The organism is Litorilituus lipolyticus (genome assembly GCF_006439335.1).
In the GTDB taxonomy this organism is placed as follows: domain Bacteria; phylum Pseudomonadota; class Gammaproteobacteria; order Enterobacterales; family Alteromonadaceae; genus Colwellia; species Colwellia lipolytica.
The window spans coordinates 1-19580 of record NZ_SAWY01000005.1 but is presented as its reverse complement, the minus strand read 5'-3'; the positions used below and the strand labels follow the sequence as shown (position 1 = coordinate 19580).

At 38.3% G+C, this 19580-nt stretch carries 17 protein-coding genes; 5 read left to right on the top strand and 12 right to left on the bottom strand.

The features are described 5' to 3' along the window. Nucleotides 1-18 precede the first annotated feature (18 nt). The 5 genes from EPA86_RS02610 to EPA86_RS02590 all read right to left on the bottom strand — a co-directional run bounded on the left by EPA86_RS02610 (nucleotide 19) and on the right by EPA86_RS02590 (nucleotide 5556). Complete coding sequence (locus EPA86_RS02610) at nucleotides 19-1485, bottom strand: NarK family nitrate/nitrite MFS transporter (RefSeq protein ID WP_140601606.1); 1467 nt, start codon at nucleotides 1483-1485, stop codon at nucleotides 19-21. 2 nt (nucleotides 1486-1487) lie between these two features. Further along, nucleotides 1488-1898, bottom strand: coding sequence for a nitrite reductase small subunit NirD (nirD, locus tag EPA86_RS02605; protein WP_246058221.1), 411 nt, complete (start codon nucleotides 1896-1898; stop codon nucleotides 1488-1490). A 52-nt stretch (nucleotides 1899-1950) separates the two neighbouring features. After that, entirely contained in the window at nucleotides 1951-4473 is a 2523-nt protein-coding gene (nirB, locus tag EPA86_RS02600; protein ID WP_140601604.1) for a nitrite reductase large subunit NirB, read from the bottom strand. A gap of 415 nt (nucleotides 4474-4888) precedes the next feature. Next, a complete protein-coding gene (locus tag EPA86_RS02595) occupies nucleotides 4889-5248 on the bottom strand; it encodes a VOC family protein (protein WP_140601906.1) in 360 nt (119 codons plus the stop codon). Nucleotides 5249-5364: 116 nt separating this feature from the next. Continuing rightward, a complete protein-coding gene (locus EPA86_RS02590) occupies nucleotides 5365-5556 on the bottom strand; it encodes a hypothetical protein (protein WP_140601602.1) in 192 nt (63 codons plus the stop codon). 517 nt (nucleotides 5557-6073) lie between these two features. On the opposite strand from EPA86_RS02590, the gene EPA86_RS02585 reads away from it, so the two are divergent. Beyond that, nucleotides 6074-8905, top strand: coding sequence for an insulinase family protein (locus EPA86_RS02585; RefSeq protein WP_140601600.1), 2832 nt, complete (start codon nucleotides 6074-6076; stop codon nucleotides 8903-8905). 88 nt (nucleotides 8906-8993) lie between these two features. On the opposite strand, the gene pdxR is transcribed toward EPA86_RS02585, so the two are convergent. Then, nucleotides 8994-10481 (bottom strand): MocR-like pyridoxine biosynthesis transcription factor PdxR, encoded by a 1488-nt coding sequence (gene pdxR / locus EPA86_RS02580; RefSeq protein ID WP_140601598.1) that lies wholly within the window; start codon nucleotides 10479-10481, stop codon nucleotides 8994-8996. A gap of 92 nt (nucleotides 10482-10573) precedes the next feature. Here pdxR and EPA86_RS02575 point away from each other — a divergent pair, with 92 nt between their 5' ends. Both EPA86_RS02575 and EPA86_RS02570 read left to right on the top strand, forming a co-directional pair. Continuing rightward, nucleotides 10574-11182 carry a GNAT family N-acetyltransferase gene (locus tag EPA86_RS02575; protein WP_140601596.1) on the top strand — a complete coding sequence of 203 codons (609 nt, stop codon included), beginning with the start codon at nucleotides 10574-10576 and terminating at the stop codon, nucleotides 11180-11182. Then, complete coding sequence (locus EPA86_RS02570) at nucleotides 11172-11861, top strand: FMN-binding negative transcriptional regulator (RefSeq protein WP_140601594.1); 690 nt, start codon at nucleotides 11172-11174, stop codon at nucleotides 11859-11861. Before EPA86_RS02575 ends, EPA86_RS02570 begins: the two co-directional genes overlap by 11 nt. A gap of 16 nt (nucleotides 11862-11877) precedes the next feature. Here EPA86_RS02570 and EPA86_RS02565 read toward each other — a convergent pair whose 3' ends face one another. The 6 genes from EPA86_RS02565 to EPA86_RS02545 form a co-directional block, all read right to left on the bottom strand. Then, complete coding sequence (locus tag EPA86_RS02565; protein ID WP_140601592.1) at nucleotides 11878-12138, bottom strand: hypothetical protein; 261 nt, start codon at nucleotides 12136-12138, stop codon at nucleotides 11878-11880. Further along, nucleotides 12138-12302: a hypothetical protein gene (locus tag EPA86_RS18175; RefSeq protein WP_170309549.1), complete on the bottom strand. Its 165-nt coding sequence runs from the start codon at nucleotides 12300-12302 to the stop codon at nucleotides 12138-12140. Before EPA86_RS18175 ends, EPA86_RS02565 begins: the two co-directional genes overlap by 1 nt. 123 nt (nucleotides 12303-12425) lie before the next feature. Beyond that, nucleotides 12426-13316, bottom strand: coding sequence for a patatin-like phospholipase family protein (locus tag EPA86_RS02560; RefSeq protein WP_140601590.1), 891 nt, complete (start codon nucleotides 13314-13316; stop codon nucleotides 12426-12428). A 43-nt stretch (nucleotides 13317-13359) separates the two neighbouring features. Then, nucleotides 13360-13767 (bottom strand): GFA family protein, encoded by a 408-nt coding sequence (locus tag EPA86_RS02555; protein WP_140601588.1) that lies wholly within the window; start codon nucleotides 13765-13767, stop codon nucleotides 13360-13362. A 42-nt stretch (nucleotides 13768-13809) separates the two neighbouring features. After that, entirely contained in the window at nucleotides 13810-14202 is a 393-nt protein-coding gene (locus EPA86_RS02550; RefSeq protein WP_140601586.1) for a hypothetical protein, read from the bottom strand. Between the two features lie 46 nt (nucleotides 14203-14248). Next, nucleotides 14249-15589, bottom strand: coding sequence for a M28 family metallopeptidase (locus EPA86_RS02545; RefSeq protein ID WP_246058231.1), 1341 nt, complete (start codon nucleotides 15587-15589; stop codon nucleotides 14249-14251). 263 nt (nucleotides 15590-15852) lie between these two features. Between EPA86_RS02545 and EPA86_RS02540 the strand changes: the two genes are divergently transcribed. Together EPA86_RS02540 and EPA86_RS02535 are read left to right on the top strand one after the other, a co-directional pair. Beyond that, on the top strand, nucleotides 15853-17172 hold the full coding sequence (locus EPA86_RS02540; protein WP_140601584.1) for a metal-dependent hydrolase family protein: 1320 nt from the start codon (nucleotides 15853-15855) through the stop codon (nucleotides 17170-17172). 192 nt (nucleotides 17173-17364) lie between these two features. Next, nucleotides 17365-19407: a M13 family metallopeptidase gene (locus EPA86_RS02535; protein ID WP_140601582.1), complete on the top strand. Its 2043-nt coding sequence runs from the start codon at nucleotides 17365-17367 to the stop codon at nucleotides 19405-19407. Nucleotides 19408-19580 lie beyond the last annotated feature (173 nt).

Sequence of the window (19580 nt, the reverse complement as noted above, 5' to 3'; positions counted from 1 at the left end):
TCTTTTTAAAAACTTGCTCTAGTTAACTTTAATCAGTTCAACACTACCATCAGGTAATATTTCCGCCATGCTCCCTTTTGGCTCTTGCATAAAGTAAAGCATTAATAGACCAACAAAAGCACTAAAGGCAATCACAGCAAAGAATACTGAGTAACTAACAAATGATAATACCGTTAAGTAGCATACCGCACCTACGTTACCATAAGCACCTGTCATGCCTGCAATTTGTCCAGTTAAACGACGCTTAATAAGTGGTACCGCAGCAAATACAGCCCCTTCACCAGCTTGTACGAAGAAAGAACATGACATAGCCGCCGCAACAGCTAAAAATAACGGCCACTCACCATTAATTAATGCCATAACGCCATAACCACAACTTAAACCTGCCGTTAAAATAACTAAGGTTGTTTTACGGCCATATTTATCACTAATCCAGCCACCTAATGGACGCGATAATAAGTTCATAAAAGCATAGCTAGAAGCAAGCAAACCAGCATAGACAATATCAAGACCAAAGGTTTCACTAAAAAACAGCGGTAACATTGAAACAACCGCTAATTCACTACCAAATGTGGCAAAATATAAAACATTAAGTACCGCCACTTGCTTAAATGAATACTGGTGAATTGGGTCAACTTTCGTGGTGAAGACTGATTTATTTACCTGATATGCTGCGATAACTTCATAAATAAATAACGCCACTAACACTAAATAAACCAAGATACTAAATTCGAACGAAATTAAACTAACGCCAGCAGGTGATAATTTCCAATTAAGCAATGCTAATGCACCAAAAAGTGGTAACTTCATTACAAGTAATAAGTAAAAATCACCAACACTCGTAACTTCCATTGCTTTTGAGCTTTTCGGCTTAAAGTAAGTTGCTCCTTGTGGTGTATCACGTACAGCAAAGTAGAATAAAAAACCGTATACGAAGCTAATTACCCCAGTGATACCCACGGCATAACGCCAGCCATCATCGCCACCAAAGGCCAGTGCAATAATAGGCAAAGTAATGGCACCTGCTGCTGAGCCAAAGTTGCCCCAACCGCCGTAAATCCCTTCAGCTAAACCAAGTTGATTAGCTGGGAACCACTCGCTCACTAAACGAATACCAATGACAAAACCTGCACCAATGAAGCCAAGTAAAAAGCGCGCTAATGCCAGTTGTTCAAAGGTATCACCTATGGCAAACATAAAACACGGAATTGAACAAATAATAAGGAGCAAGCTATAGGTTTTTCTTGGCCCATATAAATCAGTGACCACACCAATAATTATGCGCGCAGGAATTGTTAACGCGACGTTTAATATTAGTAGGGTTTTAATTTGTGCTGAAGTTAACGAAAGTGACTCAGCAATAAGCCCTAATAACGGTGCATGGTTAAACCAAACAAAAAAGCTGATGAAAAAGGCGACCCAGCTAAAGTGCAAGGTCTTCATTTTCGGTGATAACGACCAAAAACTAAACTTTGATGTACTCATAACTAAACCTCCACAGCTGTTGCAGCGGTTTTGGCACATAGCTCTACCATGTTATCTTTAACACGTGCATTATAGGTTGGAATTACAACACTCTCATCTTGCAAACACTGTCCTGTAGCTAAGCAAAATTCCTGTTTTAGTAAAGGAGAAGCGATGTGATAATTTTTTTCTTTTTCGGTAATTAAACCACGAGAAAGCACATTAGCTTTACCAAAGGGATCGTAATTACCTACCGCTTTAACTTCACTTTGCTCACCGAGTGTTTTTGAGAATAAGTGAAAAATAGCCACTTGCTCGCCGTTAAAGTCAGCACACACCCCGGTATTTTTTGCAATATCGCTTAATTGACAAATAGCGACCCAATCTTTGCCTGACATGTCACCGTCAGATAACGCCGTAGTTTCTGTTGTCATGATAGTTCCTCTAATTTTAAAGTTTGAATTCTTTACTGGTCTAACACCTGAGTTAAACCAACTCAGCTTCTTCAGCTTTAGATGCCGGTTGAATTTGATCACGCACTGTGGTGAAAATAACGTTATCGTCCAATTTGTCACTATTGATAAAGTGGTTGAATCGCTTAAGTTTTTGCGGATCATCTAAGGTTGCTTTCCACTCACATTGATAGGTGTCAACTAAGTGCTCCATTTGTAAAAGCAACTCGTCATTAATTGAAAGCTTGTCGTTAATTACAACGTCTTGTAAGTAGGCTAAACCACCTTCAAGATTTTCTAACCAAACCGAAGTACGTTGTAGACGCTGCGCGGTACGAACATAAAACATGAAAATAATATCGATATATCGAATTAAGGTGGCATCATCGAGATCACTAGCGAACAAATCAGCATGACGAGGACGCATGCCGCCATTACCGCCAACATATAAGTTCCAGCCTTTGTCTGTGGCAATTACGCCAAAATCTTTACTTTGTGCTTCAGCACATTCTCGTGCACAACCAGAAACGGCCATCTTCACTTTATGTGGCGAACGAACACCGCGATAACGTTGTTCAACAAGAATTGCCATTGCCGCACTATCTTGAACACCATAGCGACACCAAGTGCTACCAACACAAGACTTTACCGTACGTAATGATTTGCCGTAGGCATGACCAGTTTCTAAGCCTACATCAACCATTTTCTTCCAAATAACAGGGAGTTGAGCTAATTGAGCACCAAATAAATCAATACGCTGACCACCGGTAATTTTGGTGTAAAGTTTATATTCTTTAGCTATTTCACCAATAGCAATTAGCTGCTCAGGGGTGATCTCACCACCTGGCACACGTGGCACAATTGAGTACGTACCATCCTTTTGCATATTTGCTAAAAAGTTATCGTTGGTGTCTTGTAAACTGACAAGCTCTTCATCAAGAACATGTTCATTCCAAAGTGAGGCAAACATTGACGCTGCGGCAGGTTTACATACTTCACAACCATCACCACTACCACACTCAGCAATGAGCGCATCAAAGGTGCGGATATTTTTCACACGTATAATGTCGAATAATTCTGAGCGTGAATAAGCAAAATGACGGCAAAGGCTATCATCAATACTTACCCCTAATTTAGCCAATTCACTATTTTGAATCTGCGTGAGTAATGGCACACAGCCACCACACCCCGTACCTGCTTGAGTACATGATTTAAGGGCGGCAATATCATGAGCACCATCAGCTACCGCTTTACTTATCGTCTCTTTAGTGACGTCATAACAAGAACAGATTTGTGCGCTACAAGGTAATGCATCAACGCCGCTTTCACTTGCACCTTCATCATCAAGCTCAGGCAATAACAAATATTCTGCTGGGCGTGTTAACGCCATATCATTTACTACAAGTTGTAACCATTGCCCGTAATCACTTGTTTCACCCACTAATACAGCACCGAGTAGTTTTTTACCGTCGCTGCTCACCACAACTTTTTTATAAATTCCCGCGGCAGAATCAACAAAACTAAAGCATTGTGCATCTGGTGTTTGAGCGTGAGCATCACCAATACTCGCTACATCAACGCCAAGTAATTTCAACTTGGTGCTCATATCAGCGCCTTTAAAAGTTTTGGCTTCGCTTTTCTCTTGGCTAGTTAAATGGCTTACTGCGACCTTCGCCATGGCATAACCTGGTGCAATTAAACCAAAAATTTTATTATCCCAAAGGGCACACTCACCAATAGCATAAATATCTGGGTCGCTAGTTACACAATGATCATCAATAGCGATACCGCCGCGTTCACCAAGCGATAAATCACTCACTCTAGCTAAATGATCTTGCGGCCTAATGCCCGCAGAAAAAACAATTACGTCGGTTTCAAGAAAAGTACCATCAGCAAAGTTCATGCGATAGCGACAGTTTTCTCCTTGAACAATTTCTTGAGTATTTTTTTCTGTATGAACGGTTACACCAAGTTCAGATATTTTATTGCGTAGTAAATCACCGCCTTCTTGGTCTAACTGTACTGCCATTAAACGCGGGGCAAACTCAACCACATGAGTTTCAAGCCCTAACTGCTTGATAGCATTAGCGGCTTCTAAGCCAAGTAAGCCCCCACCAATTACCACCCCAACTTTGCTTGACTTGGCTGAAAAGGCAATGTCATCTAAATCATCAATGGTCCGATAAACATGGATATCTTCTTGCTCTTTACCTGGTACAGGTGGCACAAAAGGAATAGACCCTGTTGAAAGCACTAGCTTATCGTAAGCAACTTCTTTACCTGATTCGGTAACGATGGTTTTTTCTTGTCTATTAATACCAGTGACTTTCTCATTTATATGGTACTCAACACCTTTTTCATCATAAGCTTCTGGCGTAGTTAAGGATAAGTCATTACCAGAGAAGTAGCTGGTTAGCATCACTCGATCATAAGCAAGCTGCTTTTCTTCAGCAAAAGTGACAACCTGAAACTGATCACTATGATTATTGGTTAATTGATCAATAAAATGATGACCAACCATACCGTTTCCTACTACAACAATTCTTTGCTTACTCATAATGCAGCCCTATTTAACAAATTTAATTTTTATTAACTAGGCTGTCGCAAATTTAATACCAAGAGCAAAAAACTTGAACAACAAACAATTAAGGTATTGTTTATATTGGATTTTAAATAATTCTATTATAATTATGACAGCAAAGCATAACCACTTGGTAAATGAGGGATGCACAGTTTTAATTCATTGTTTGCACTTTTTACGAGCACAATAAAGAAAGGCGAGAATAAGGAAAATATGATTAAACCTTAACGTGATCTATAAAAATCAATTAATAGGATTCAATCAAATTTGACTGTCGTTTATGTGTCAACAGCGCACGGTGGTATCGCCCACATTAGGGGCAAAAATTTGTTGGATAAAATTAGCGAGGAATGAGCGTAAGTCAACTTTTTTCGTCAACTTTGAGCGACTGTTAGGTGAAAAACTCCATGAGTTCATTAACGATCCCTGATGGATCTTTAAAAGCTGCATAGCGACCCCATCGATTTTCATTAGGAGATTTATGAACAAAAGCAACCCCCTTTGATTTAAACTCGGTAATTTTTTCATCCAAGTTACTAACAGTAAGCACTAATGAAGAGTTTGAACTATATCCGTGTTCATAGCTTATTGCTTCCGTTGTGCCTTGAAACATAAACACATTATGCGAGCCACATTTAAGCTTTAAACTGTCTTCATATTCTTCAACAAGCTTTAGACCTAGTACATCAATGTAAAAATTCCTCGATACGAGAAGATCTTGAACGACTAATAAAGTTGATGGATTACCCATAGCCACTTAAACTCCTTTCAACTAATGCCTTAATAATAAAAATTGTTTACTAAAACAATGGGGAACGACAACAGCAAATTGTTTTCCCCACTTGATTACCATGTATGCATTATTTACTATGCTGAGTCTTTATTAACTCTACCACCTATAATACTTGCTGAAACTGCAATCCATACAGCAGAAACTACTCCCACTAAAGCAGGAGTAGACTCTATTGCAGATGAGATGTGTAGACCAAATAAGGTTGCTAATAGACCTACAGATAAGCCAGTAATAGCAAAAGATTGATTTTGTAATTGAATTTTCATGTAACACTCCATGTTTTGATAAATGATTATACTGCTAACAGTATATTATATAGACGTCTTAGTAATATCCATCTACGAGTTGTTACTTAAAATATCAAAAAAGCAAAATAAATCATACTGTTATTATCTCTTTAAGCAGGCATTTCAGAAATATTGAAGATATTACTAAGAGTTCACAGTAATATCCTCCCCTCTATTACTCTTTTCTTCTGATATTTCAGCTTATTAAAGATTACATCGATATCTAATTCGGCATTTAATAATAATTTTCAGTGATATCCTATTAAATATTTTTAAGAGTTTTTGAAATCAACCGTTTATCGCACTTACCTACCTATCAGGTTAAATATTAACCTTTCCTTTAATCTGCATGTTCAAATATTAGCAGGAAAAATAATTGCACTTGTTATTGTATACAATGTTGTTTAATCTGATTCTCTTTTTGTCTATTTAATTACTTTTCAAAATAGCTTTTCACCTTTAACTAACACATACACAGCACACTACAAGGAAGTTCATGTTCACTAAACCTATTAAGCGATATGCATTATCTATCGCCATTTTCACAGCCACAGCACTAGTAGGGCATCATAGTAATGTTTATGCCGAAAGCACTGAAACCGAAAACATCATAGTCACCAGTCAATATGATTCAAAAGACTATTTGCATTTCATTTTAGATAACGGGTTAAAAGCACTGGTTATTTCAGATAAAACATCAGAAGTCGCTGCAGCCTCATTAGTGGTAGGTGTTGGCCATAGAGAAAATCCAAAGGCTTATTTAGGCTTAGCACATTTACTAGAGCATGCTGTTTTTTGGGGCAGTAAAAATTTTCCCAATACCAATGAATTTGATCCTTTTGTAAAAAGTAACCAAGGTTGGAGTAATGCTTCAACCAGAACCTCTAACACACGTTATCACTTTCAAGTAACACAGCCAGCATTCGATGAAACCTTACACAGAATGGCAGATTTTCTCGCTTATCCTCTACTCACAGAGTCAAGCATTAGAAAATCGCTAATTGCCGTTGATAATGAATTTAACGGCCGTATCAATGACTGGCGAAAAACCGCACTTATTTTACAAAATGAAACAAATCCCAAGCATCCTTCAGCTAAATTTGGCACGGGTAATACTCAAACATTAAGCACCGATACGAAAACATTAAAAAAAGCTTTAAGCGATTTTCATAGGCAGTACTATGGTGCGCAAAATATGACCTTAGTCCTTTATGGTAAGCAATCTACTCAAGCGTTAAAGACACTGGCGATAAAACACTTTGATCAATTCCCTCAAAGTGAGCTATCAAGTCAGCCATCAAACGAGCCTTTACATTTATCTAACCAGCTGGCGAGCAAAATTGAAGTACTTTCACCTTCAAGTAACCCAAGTATAGATTTGCGCTTTGAACTTCCTGCTAACGCTTCTGATTTTCCTCACAATACCCAAGAAATACTTTTTTATTTACTAGGTCATGAAAGTGAAGGCTCTTTATTTACTTACCTTAAAACGCAAGGGTTAATCAACTATTTGCAAGTTATCGACCAAGGAAGTCGTTATGTAGGCAAACTGCACCTTTATTTAGAGTTAACTGACAAAGGCGTAAAAGACCAAGATAAGGTGATTGCAGCAGTATTTTCTTACATTGATTTACTCAAAAAAACCGAATTACCACCATGGATAGTTGCTGAATTACAAGTGATGGCTCAACGACAATTTGATTTTCCTAAATCACAAGAGCCGGGAGATTGGATAAGCCCTATTAGTGATGATATGCACTTATACTTAGCAAAGCACTGGTTAAATAACCGCACACAAATTTCAATCGAAAATTTCAATCACTTTTTAAGTTATTTAACGCCAGAAAATATGCAGCTTATTGTCAGTCATACCAACAAAGATGATATGCCTAATACCAACAAAATAGAGCCTATTTTTAACACGCCTTATAAAACCTCTACATTAACGACAGAGCAACTGAATAGCTGGTCAAACGCAACAAAAAAATCGAGTATGCATCTGCCCAAGGCTAATCCTTATTTAGCACAACAAGTGAACAACCAAAAAAATCATCAATTATTATTAAAGGACAAAACGACAAAATTAGTTCAAATTAAGCCCGAATTAGTCATAAATAAACAAGGTATCCAGTTATGGGTACAACATAAAACAGATCTTAGTCGCAACAAAATCAGTACTTCTTTGCGACTTTATCATGAGATAAAAAGCCAAAACCCAATCGTTAAGCAAATCTATGCCAACATGGTACAGGAGCAACTTCATAATAGCGGCTATTTTGCTTCACTAGCAGGATTTAGCACTAACATTAATACGCTAGATTCTCATTATGTAATTGATATTAATGGCTACAAAGAAAACTATTTTGATTATGCTGAAAAGGTATTAACAACTTTTTTTACTCTTGAGCCAAGCAAGCTTGCGTTTGCGTCGGCAAAACAGCGTATTAAAGGCAATATAACTCACCGAAAAAGCCAAGATCATGCCCATCAACAATTAGAGCGAGTGTTATATAAAGATTTATTTAATGAGTTAAGCGATGCACAAACATTAGAAGCACTTAAAAATTTTTCCTATCAAGATTATGTAACTGCGTTAAATACAGATCAGCAATTTCAGCTTAATGGTGTAATAGCAGGTGATGTAAATGCTATGGCTGTACAAGAGTTTGCTAAATCAATTATTAGTACTCAAGCGATAAAATTAGCCTCGGATTTAAGCACTACACCCAATGTAAAAAAACTTGCTAATACGCGACACCAAAGCGAAATACCATTAGCTCATGATGATGCCAGTATAAATTACCTGATACAAAGCCAAGATAACAGTTTTAAAAGCCAAGCCATGTTCCATTTAACCCAATCACTGTTATCAAGGGAGTACTATTATAGTATTCGAGATACTAAATCACTGGCCTACTTTGTCGACCTAAACAAACTATATAGTCCTGCTAGCTCAGGCATTGTTATGAGTGCCCAATCAAGTAATAGTTCAGCTGAAGCTCTAATTAACGCCAGCAATGACTTCCTTATAGACTATGCCAACAAGTTAACCGAGATGTCAGAGGCCGATTTTCAACAAAAATTACAATTAAGCCTAAATAAACTTAATGCACCTAGTTTTCATTTAGACCGATACACCAAAGCACTCTCAACAGAGCTCTATGCCAATGGCCAAATAACTAATTACCGCTTTGATCAAAAAGAAAAAATAGCATTAGTACTAAGTAACATATCAAAAGAATCGTTTGAGCAATTTTATCAACAGCAAATTGTAGGTAAAAATAGCAAACGCTGGTTACTTTTTTCAAAAGGAAAATTGAAAACATAATATTTAGCGATAGTTTATTAACAAAGTAAAAACCATTTACTTAAGCAGTCAATACGTTAACAGTCACACGGCGATTAAAAAGTAGCGATTACTTCGGGGAGCCAAAAAGCTCCCCCATCACCGTTGCCACACCTTCTTGAACTTCATCTTCGGTCATTGCAGCAAAGCCGAGCCGAATATGTTGATATGCATTTGAGGGCAGTTGTTTATTGATGTTAAATTCTTCTTCCGTTTGTATATACACACCTTGGGCAAGTAGCTTTTCTTTTAACCCCTTGACAGACTTGCCTACATTTAACCAAATAGCCATCCCTCCTGCAGGAATTGCAAATTCAATAGATAGCCCTTGCCGTTGATAGCTTTTAAGCAAAGCGACCATATGATCACGCCGCTTATGATATAGCCGAGTCATTCGCCTTAAGTGTGCTTCAAAACCTCCCTGCTCCATCCATTTGGCAACAGCATGCTGTATTAATACATTACTTTTATGATTAATAAGCATTTTATATTGTGCAAGCTGAGCAATAAGTTCATCTGTAGCAGCAACGTAACCCACTCTGGCACCACCAAACATTAACTTTGAAAAGGTTGAAATATAAATCACTAAACCTTGAGGGTCTTCTGCTGCAAGTGGAGCAGCGGGTTGACTATCATAATGAAACTCATGATCGTAATCATCTTCCACAATTGCTACGCCGTACTGGGATGCTAATTGATATATTTGTCTGCGTCTTTGAATATCCAAGGTTACCGTCGTTGGGTATTGATGCAGAGGTGTTAGGTAAATGAGTTTTATTTTCCCTTTAGCAAGCTCCTTGGCAAGATGTTCAGGGACAACACCTTTTTCATCCTGCTTAATCGCTAACAATTTGGCACCTGCGCTTTTAAACGCAGCCCATGCTGGTGGGTAACCTAACTGCTCTACCGCCACATAATCACCAGTTTGCAATAACAACTGCGAGATCATATATAGCGCTTCTTGCGAGCCATTACAAATCATCACTTTTTTCTCTGTAATAGATCTCACTCGTCGAAGATATATGCTTATTTGTTCAATAAGCGCTTGTTCACCTTGGTTATCACCATAACTCAATTGTTGCATATTGGGTCGCTGACAAACTTGGGCAAAATAACTCTTAAATTCATCAAAGGGGAATTGCCGAATATCTGGCTGGCCTCCTGAAAAATTAAATAAGTATTCGCTGGCTTTTTTATTCGCACTCGCTAAATGCGTATCACTACAAACCTGTTTAGCAAATTGCCATTTAAACGGTTTTAAAACTGCTGTGCTTTCAAGGTTAACCTCAAGGCTCTTGCTAGTTTGAATAGGTAGAAATTTAACAACACGATAACTAGCTCGCTCTCGCGATTCAACCCAACCTTGAGCGACTAACTCTGCAAAAGCCGCCATTACTGTATGACGATTAACATTAAGCTGCTGCGCCAAAGTTCTCGCCGAAGGAAGTAGCTCACCTTGTGCTACTTGCTCTGTTTTAATGGCAGCTCTAATCGCATCAGCAATAATTAAGTACTTAGCTTTCTTTTCATTTGCTAATGATAAATTGAGTGCCTTCATCTGGTCTACTAACTTTATAAATTCTGGTTGTAGTAGTTATACCAGAACAACTCTACATTATGCAGTAACTTTAGCCATGATTAGGAACTACTATGTTTGAACCCACCGTACTTGAAACAAGTCTTGTTAAGTTAACGCCAATGACTTTAGATCACCTTAGAGAGTTTCGTTTAGCCGGAAATTACCCAGAAGTATGGCAGCATATGCCAATGAATCGTTGTGAAACAGACGAGTTAGCCATGGCATGGATGAGTGATGCGATTAACGATATGAACAATGGCAAGCAATTGGCTTTTGTCACTCTTGATAAAAAAACGAATCAAGTGATTGGCTCTACAAGATTTATACGCCAAGACCGAGAACATAGAAAGCTAGAAATTGGCTACACATTTATTACCCCAAAATTTCAGCGAAGTTATGTCAACTCACATGCTAAGTTCCTCATGCTACAGCATGCCTTTGAACAATTAGGAATAGCACGAGTAGAAATTTGCACGCACGAAAATAATCAACAATCTCGCACAGCTATTGCTCGCATCGGTGGAAAATTTGAGGGAATTTTAAGGAAACATCGCCGCTCCCCAAATGGCGAATATAGAAATACCGCCATGTTCAGTATTATTGATGAACAATGGCCAGAGGTTAAAAAACGATTATTAAATACAGGTAATACTGTTGAGGAATTTTTCCATGTACCCTAACAAACACTTTAGTGAGCATAAGAACCAACAACTTATTAAAACCATTATTGATAATAATCCCCTAGCAACAGTAGTGTTCATGCAAAACCAAGGTGGTGAGTTTAGCCCACATGTTAGCCATATCCCCTTTCATTTTGCTTCAGCTTCTTTAGAAAAAGCGCCTCAAGCGTTATCAAAGCTTAACTTATCAGGACACGTTAGCAATCAGCACCCTCTTGCCCTGCAACTTATGGAAACGGCTCAAATAGACATCACCTTAATATTTCATGGCGGCGACCACTATATTTCACCTAACTATTTTGGGGAAGAAAATCGAACAGCCCATAACGTTCCAACATGGAATTATGCCAATATCCATGTGCAAGGTAGCGCCTTTGCATTAACCGACGAACAACAAAGAAGGCATAGCATACAACAAACCAGTGAACACTTTGAGCAAGACATTGATATAAATAAGAACAATTCACTATGGCGTTTTCAATCAATCCCTGAAAAAGCGATAACGCAAATGCTCAATGCTATTACCTTACTCAACGTTGAAATAACTGATATTCGAGCTCATTGTAAAATGAGCCAAAATAAACCCGACACCATTAAAGCTAGCATTGAAGAACGACTAATTAATGACAAGCAATCACAGCTTGCTCATTATATGTCGCTAATTAGGGGAAATAATTAAATATTAATTTAGCGAGTTAAAAGACCTCTTCTAACAGCTCAGTAATAGATTCAAAAACACTCTCTTTTTGAGCTTCTTTATCAGCTGCTTGTTGGGCTTTCTTATGGCGTGCCTGACATCTAGCATAGACATCACTGGTGGAATCTTTAAGTTCATTATTATGCTCACCATAAGCTTGTTCTCGACAAGTGTTGGGGATTTTGCTGGCACTGCCACAACTGGCAATGTTCAATAAAGATACACTAAGGAGCAATACTTTAAATATATGAGCTGTCACTAATGCTTACCTGCCATATAAACTAGAAATAAAATAAAGCAGCCAAATAACGCTATACCAAGTAGAACCATTAAGGAGAGGGTTTTAGAGCGCTTCATTGATTCGCCTAACCCAGATATGGGTAATAACCCCAATGCGCTCAAAAATGTATCAAAAAGTCCCATAGTAACATCCTGTAATTTCACTTTTTATATCAATAAAAATTGGGGATAAACCAATGTAATTCAAGTTACTTTGATAAACAGTTATCTTCGCCTGCTATTAACATCAGCTAAAAAGCCCTAGCATTACAATATCGTTTTCAAACATTGTTCAGCTTTGGCGTACCCTAATGCAATCATTTCTTCAGCCCTATCAAATTCTAAAGTACCACAAGCATTACGGGCAATATCAATAGTATGATCTGGTGGGTAAGCCGCGAGCTTTTGTCGTGAAATTGTACTTTGCATCGCATCAAATGCTTGATTAGCAATATCAAAAGCATCGATGCTCTTTGCTTCAGGTAATTCATCTTTAGAGGTCATTTCAGCAATAAATTGCTGTATTTTCGCTGTAAATGAAGCTTCTTCTTTATCTTCATTTTTTATAGTTTTCACAGTGCAATTCATTGCACTTTCGACATCTGCACCAAGGTTTACAGCTATTTTCAATTCTGTTGGGTCACTAAAGGTAGGCGCAATAGGGACAGGGTTTAATACGCCTCCATCGATCAAATGCCTTCCGTTATATTCAACAGGTGTAAAAAATAAGGGCAAAGAAATAGAAGCTCTGATTGCATCAAATAACCTTCCTGAGTTCATCCAAACTTCTTTTTCATTACCAATATCTGCCGCAATTGCTGTGTACTTTATTGCTAGATCTTCAATCATTACATCACCAACTAACTCCGTAAGTGTTTCAATGATTCGATCACCTTTGACTAAGCCACTCGAGCGCCATGAAAAATCTAACAAACTGACAATATTCCCTTTGCTGATTGCTTTCACCCAATGCTGAAACTCATCAAGTTTATCAGCCGCATAAATGCCGCCAACTAAAGCACCCATAGAGCAGCCAGCAATAGACTGTATGTCAAAATGATGCTCTTCAAGCCATTGAATAACGCCAATATGAGCTAAGCCTCTTGCCCCGCCACTACCAAGTACGAGTGAAACGCTTCTTTTTGATGGTGTGTTCATTGAATTCCTATTGGGTAAAAATCAGTTCAAATGTTTTGAAGCACTATTTTCGACTAGGCTCAAACGTTTCATAACGAGGTAACTGAGCATCAAGCTCTTCCCAGTTTGCTTTTGATGTCACAAAATTATGAGAAATTGGTCGCTCTGTAATATCTGAATCTAATAACCCTAAACGAATTCTAAGACGAGAAGGATCATCCGCATTAGCGCTATATATAGGAGAGCCACATTGCGAACAAAAATACCGTGTTCTGCCCGGTTTAAATGAAAAGGCAGTTAATTTTTCTTGCCCCTGTACAATAGAAAATTCAGCCGTTTGAATAAAGCCATTGGTGGCATAAGCCGTGCCGCTATTTTTACGGCATAATGAACAATGACAATGAATAATATCATTAATACTTCCTGCTATTTGTATATGCACAGCACCGCATAAACACTTCCCTTGATACATAACACTTTTCCTTAATAAAATGAGTAGGTGATAGTTTATAAATTACTGAGGTACTTGATCAATTCTCACTTGTTCAAGTACAGGCCTACCAACAGCCAAACCAACTTTAACTGTTGCTTTTACATAATAAACTTGCCCAGCTTCAACAGTTAATGAAACATCATTTCTGCTTGCCGCCCTGCTCCAAAATTGATGGCTACCTGGGGCTACCTCAATAGAAAAGCTATCACCGCTTTTACCTAAATAGCCTACAGCAGTACCATCAGGTTTATGCACATGAAATTTTACTGCACCACCAACTCGTCCTGTTCGATAAAAGAAAATTATTGCCTTATCATCAGGTGCCGTTAACTGTTGTATCTCACTAAAATTTGCTGACGCATACCCTGAGCCCAAAAGAGCCAACACCATAAAAACATTCTTTACTAACTTCATTAGATTCTCATTAAAATTTAATTATTTACGTTTAATTTCTTATTAATTACTGACCAAATGATCCGGCATCGCCAGGAAATACTATGGGACTTTCAAAGCCATCATGACTAACACTTGCCACACCAAAAAAGTAATTATCAATGACGATATTTTCTAGCGTGTACTGGGTTACATTACCGACATAACGACTATATTGCCATTGTGATTGATCCGTTAAACGCCAATAAATTTTATAACCTTTAATTATAGTTTTCTCATTTGCTTTTGGCGCATTCCAAGACAACGTTGTACTTGGTTTTACTGCGCCTTGTATTGCAACATTTACCGGTGGGTTCGGAGCCCAAGCCATACCCGCTAATGATACAGCATTTAATGCAGTAAGCTTAGCCGCATAATCAAAATCTACTCCATCAAGAGTATCACCGTACTTGATGCCATCTTCTGTACGTAAATCTTGATGTTGTCTATTATAATTTTCATTGGTTTCCATAATGCGAACCGCAGGGTAGCCTAAGTCATTAAAAGGACGATGATGTCCGCCTCGACCAAAACGATCTAATCGATAAATCATCATGGTATCTAAATTAGGAATATAGTCATCGGCCATTCTATCAATGTAACGAGCTAAGTTTCTTGTGGGCGAATCTACTTCTCCACCAGTAAAACGTCTTTTTCTTGCTTGTTTCTCGGTTTCGTTTTGGCGTGTACCCTCAGCAAAAATTCGCGCCGTAGTGTTATTAATTACACCATTTATACCTGAGATATTACCAATCATGTCGTTATTTAATACCGCTTTTATTCGCCAGCCATCTTTTTGTGCTTGTTCCGCCATAATTTTCCCACCAAACAAGCCCTGCTCCTCCCCTGCCAAGGCGGCAAAAACTATCGAGCCATGAAACGAGTATTGTGAAAGCACTCTTGCTGCTTCTAACACACCAGCAACCCCCGAAGCATTATCATTAGCGCCTGGAGAGTCAGAGGTAAAATCCATGACATCAGTTACACGCGAATCAATATCACCTGACATAACAACATAACGACTTGGATCGGTTTTACCTTTTAATACGGCTATAACACTTACCACTTCGGTAGCATCAGGGATTCGCTTTTCACCAGAGATAGTCTTTGCTTGAAAGTACACTTCTAGGCAATCATTACAAGCACGAGAAATACGCTCAAACTCAGCTTTTATCCACCGTCTTGCAGCACCGATCCCCCGAGTTTCAGACTTTGTTTCTGATAACGTATGGCGAGTACCAAAACTGACCAGTTTGGTAATATCCTTTTCAATGTTATCAGGCGAGATTTGCTTAACGATATCATGCAAAACTGCTTGCTCTTTTGGCCCAGTATCAGCTTTTATTGAGCCACTAAACAAAACACTCATCACACTGATGTGACAGCATAAGACATACATTAACGGTTTATTGGGCATTTGCTATCTCTCATAAAGTTGTTATTAAGATTGTTTTATCAATTGTTGCTAAAAAGTATACCTTACTTAAAAAGCTAACATAGGGATTATTATGTGAACACTCATTTACATATAACAAGAATACAGTATATGATGGAAATTCACATTACTTTTAGTTTACTAAATAGAGCAAAAGCTTATTGCCGTAATACTGGCTTAATAATAGAACAGAAACTATGAAAAAATTTAAATTAAAACGAAAAGCAATAACAAAAACGTTCGCCTTAGCCACGGCACTATCATCGATTATGATAAGCTCTCAAGGCCTTGCAAATACGACTATCATATATGCAGGAGAACTGCTCTCTGTACCAGGTAAAGCACCTGTTAAAAAACGCACCGTTGTCATTGAAAATGATGAAATAATTGCCATTAACAAAGGCTTTACCCCAGTCGCTTCTTTTAACAGTGGTACAACCGTTATTGATCTATCTAACAGCTTTGTAATGCCCGGCTTGATGGATATGCACGTACATCTTCAAGGTGAACTTGGCCCAAATAACATCAAAGAAACAGTGAAGCTATCTGATGCTGATGTTGCTATGCACAGTGTTCACTTTGCTAAAAAAACCTTATTGTCAGGGTTTACTACAGTGCGTGATTTACTCAGCCAACCTGAGCAAATGTATGCTTTACGTGATGGCATTGCTAAAGGTTGGGTAGATGGGCCTAGGATCATTGCTGCAGCAGGCGTATCTATTACCGGCGGACACTTAGACGTTGATGGTATGGCACCAGATTTATTAGCCATCAAATCACCTAAAACATTGTGTGATGGTCCTTATGAGTGTCGAAAGATGACCCGTCATGCCATTAAATATGGCGCTGATGCAATTAAAGTTGCCTCTACAGGTGGTGTTTTATCCGATACGAGTACGGGTACAGGTCAGCAAATGACAAACAATGAATTAAAAGAAATTGTTGAAACAGCTCACGGCCTAGGTAGAAAAGTAGCAAGTCATGCCCATGCTGCAGCAGGTATTAACGCTGCTTTAAGAGCCGGTGTAGACAGCATTGAGCATGGGAGTTATGCGAATCAAGAGTCCATTGAGTTATTTAAAAAGTCTGGCGCGTATTTAGTACCAACATTACTCGCTGGTGCAACCGTGGTTGAAATGGCTAAAACCTCTGACTTCATGTCAGCACCGATAAAAGCCAAAGCCATTCGCGTAGGCGCTGATATGCTCATTAATTTTGAAAAATCTTATAAAGCAGGTGTTAAAATAGCTTTTGGCACTGACAGTGGCGTATCAAAGCATGGTACCAACGCCCAAGAAGCGGTGTTAATGCATAAAGCAGGTATGACAACCTCAGACATCTTAAAATCTGCCACGGTAAATGGCGCAGATTTAATTGGCATGAGTGATAAGCTTGGCACTATTGAGGCAGGCAAATATGCCGATATTATCGCTTTTGATGCTAGCCCCTTAACCAATATTCACGAGTTACTCGATGTTGATTTTGTTATGAAAGCAGGCAAAGTTTACAAGAAATAGTTCACTAAAGCGTGTGAACTCAATATATAACAGAGCAAACTTCAACAAGATACGATAACAAGGACACTTTCCCTTCATTGATAGCAGCTTTGATAGCTGCTATCTTTGTTTGTTCACCACTCAGTACGTTGTCGAGTGCTCAAATTTTCTAAACAATATAAAGCTATAATAAGCAATAAAAAGGAAGTTAAAATGAAGAAGCAACTCATAGCATTAACGGTACTTCTTACGTTAGTGGCGTGTAATAACAACCCACCTCCTCCAGCTACCGCCAATAGCCAAAACCTCAGCTCAGGCTTAAACCTACAAGCAATTGATAACTCAGTAAGGCCGGGAGATGACTTTAATTTATACGCAAATGGCAAGTGGTTAGCAAAAACAGAAATCCCTGATGACAAATCTTCCTATGGTGTTGGTACCATTGTTCATGAACAGTCACAAAAAGATGTAAAAGCGATAATAGAAGCTTCTGCTACAGGCAATTTCCCTCAAGGCTCTAACGAGCAAAAAGTGGGAGATTTATATCAATCTTATGTGAATTGGGACAGCCGAAATAAAGCGGGATTAAAGCCATTATATAATGAGTTTAAACACATTGACGCCATTAAAAACTATGATGATTTAGCCGTTCATTTTGCTTCAGTAAACAAGTTAGGTTATGGCCTTCCATTTAACTTAGGCCAATATGTCGATTTTAAAGATCCTAATGTTTATATGATGTATACATGGCAAGCAGGTTTAGGCTTACCCGATAGAGAGTATTACTTTACTCAAGATGAGTCATCGCAAAAACTAAGAGATGATTATTTAAACCATATTGAACAAATGTTATCGCTAACAGGTGCAAAAAACGCCAAAGCTGATGCACAACTTATTTTTGATTTAGAAACGAAACTTGCTAGTCAGCAAATGAAGAAAGAGCAAACCAGAGATATGGTAGCGCTTTATAATAAAATCCCTACGGCAAAATTGACCGAAATCATGCCTGACTTTAACTGGCAAGGATATATGGCTGAAGCGGGGGTCAGTGATATTGATGGCCTTGTAGTAACACAGTTAGACTACATGAAAGCCTTAAATGATATTATCAAAGACACAAAGTTAGCCGATTGGAAAACCTATTTAAAATGGGGTGTTTTACGTACTACCGCCACTCGATTAACACAAGCGGTTGATAAACAACATTTTGAGTTTTATGGTAAAACATTACGTGGCGTCACGGCTCAACTGCCTATGTGGCGACGTGGAGTTAACGTAGTTAATGCCAATATCGGCGAAGTAGTGGGAGAAGTTTACGTAAAAAATCACTTTCCACCAGAAGCCAAAAAGCGCATGGAAGAATTAGTAGCTAACTTAATCAAAGCCTATGAAGTTAGTATTAAAGAGCTTGACTGGATGACGCCTGAAACTAAAACACAAGCGTTAGATAAACTCTCTAAATTTACCCCAAAAATTGGCTACCCTGATATTTGGAAAGATTATTCAGACTTAGCGATTGATAAAGACGATTTATTTGGTAACTTAAAGCGTTCTGCGCTGGTAGTTTATCAACAGCAGCTAGCCAAACAAAATGGTCCTGTGCAAAAACATGAGTGGGCAATGACTCCACAAACAGTAAATGCTTATTACAATCCACCACTTAATGAAATTGTCTTTCCTGCAGCTATTCTACAACCACCTTTTTTCAACTTAGCAGCAGAAGATGCCGTAAATTATGGCGCTATTGGTGCAGTAATCGGTCATGAAATTGGTCACGGTTTTGATGACTCAGGCAGTACCTTTGATGGTGATGGTGTGCTTAGAAATTGGTGGACAGAAGCCGATAAATCAGAATTCAAAAACAGAACCGCAAAGTTAGTTGCTCAATATGATGAATTTGAGCCCCTTGATGGCGTTAACGTCAATGGTACCTTTACGCTTGGTGAAAACATTGGTGATTTAGGTGGCCTAAGTATTTCATTATTAGCCTATAACATGTCTCTTAATGGTAAGGCTGCTCCTACTATCGATAACTTTACTGGAGAGCAGAGAGTCTTTTTAGGATATGCTCAAAGCTGGAGCAAAAAATATCGTGATAAAGCGTTAAAGCATCAGATCAAAACTGATCCTCACTCCCCGTCAATGTATCGCGTAAACGGTGTGGTCAGAAATGTTCCTGAGTTCTACCGATTATTCGATGTAAAACCAAAAGACAAACTATATTTAGCACCAGAAGATAGAGTAAAAATCTGGTAGGGGTTTGAACATTTCCTGTAACTTGTAAAAGATAAATCCAATAAAAAGGTGAGTATTACACTCACCTTTTTTTATTCTTTAACTTGACCCGTCCTAAATAAGGTTGACACTTTTCCACGATTAAATTGGAGAGTGTTATGAAATCAATCACTAAACGAACTCAAAGAGATTAC

Coding starts and splice junctions, on each gene's coding strand:
- EPA86_RS02610 (WP_140601606.1), bottom strand. CDS start 1,485: ATGAGTACATCAAAGTTTAGTTTTTGGTCGTTATCACCGAAAATGAAG.
- nirD (WP_246058221.1), bottom strand. CDS start 1,898: ATGACAACAGAAACTACGGCGTTATCTGACGGTGACATGTCAGGCAAA.
- nirB (WP_140601604.1), bottom strand. CDS start 4,473: ATGAGTAAGCAAAGAATTGTTGTAGTAGGAAACGGTATGGTTGGTCAT.
- EPA86_RS02595 (WP_140601906.1), bottom strand. CDS start 5,248: ATGGGTAATCCATCAACTTTATTAGTCGTTCAAGATCTTCTCGTATCG.
- EPA86_RS02590 (WP_140601602.1), bottom strand. CDS start 5,556: ATGAAAATTCAATTACAAAATCAATCTTTTGCTATTACTGGCTTATCT.
- EPA86_RS02585 (WP_140601600.1), top strand. CDS start 6,074: ATGTTCACTAAACCTATTAAGCGATATGCATTATCTATCGCCATTTTC.
- pdxR (WP_140601598.1), bottom strand. CDS start 10,481: ATGAAGGCACTCAATTTATCATTAGCAAATGAAAAGAAAGCTAAGTAC.
- EPA86_RS02575 (WP_140601596.1), top strand. CDS start 10,574: ATGTTTGAACCCACCGTACTTGAAACAAGTCTTGTTAAGTTAACGCCA.
- EPA86_RS02570 (WP_140601594.1), top strand. CDS start 11,172: ATGTACCCTAACAAACACTTTAGTGAGCATAAGAACCAACAACTTATT.
- EPA86_RS18175 (WP_170309549.1), bottom strand. CDS start 12,302: ATGGGACTTTTTGATACATTTTTGAGCGCATTGGGGTTATTACCCATA.
- EPA86_RS02560 (WP_140601590.1), bottom strand. CDS start 13,316: ATGAACACACCATCAAAAAGAAGCGTTTCACTCGTACTTGGTAGTGGC.
- EPA86_RS02555 (WP_140601588.1), bottom strand. CDS start 13,767: ATGTATCAAGGGAAGTGTTTATGCGGTGCTGTGCATATACAAATAGCA.
- EPA86_RS02550 (WP_140601586.1), bottom strand. CDS start 14,202: ATGAAGTTAGTAAAGAATGTTTTTATGGTGTTGGCTCTTTTGGGCTCA.
- EPA86_RS02545 (WP_246058231.1), bottom strand. CDS start 15,589: ATGAGTGTTTTGTTTAGTGGCTCAATAAAAGCTGATACTGGGCCAAAA.
- EPA86_RS02540 (WP_140601584.1), top strand. CDS start 15,853: ATGAAAAAATTTAAATTAAAACGAAAAGCAATAACAAAAACGTTCGCC.
- EPA86_RS02535 (WP_140601582.1), top strand. CDS start 17,365: ATGAAGAAGCAACTCATAGCATTAACGGTACTTCTTACGTTAGTGGCG.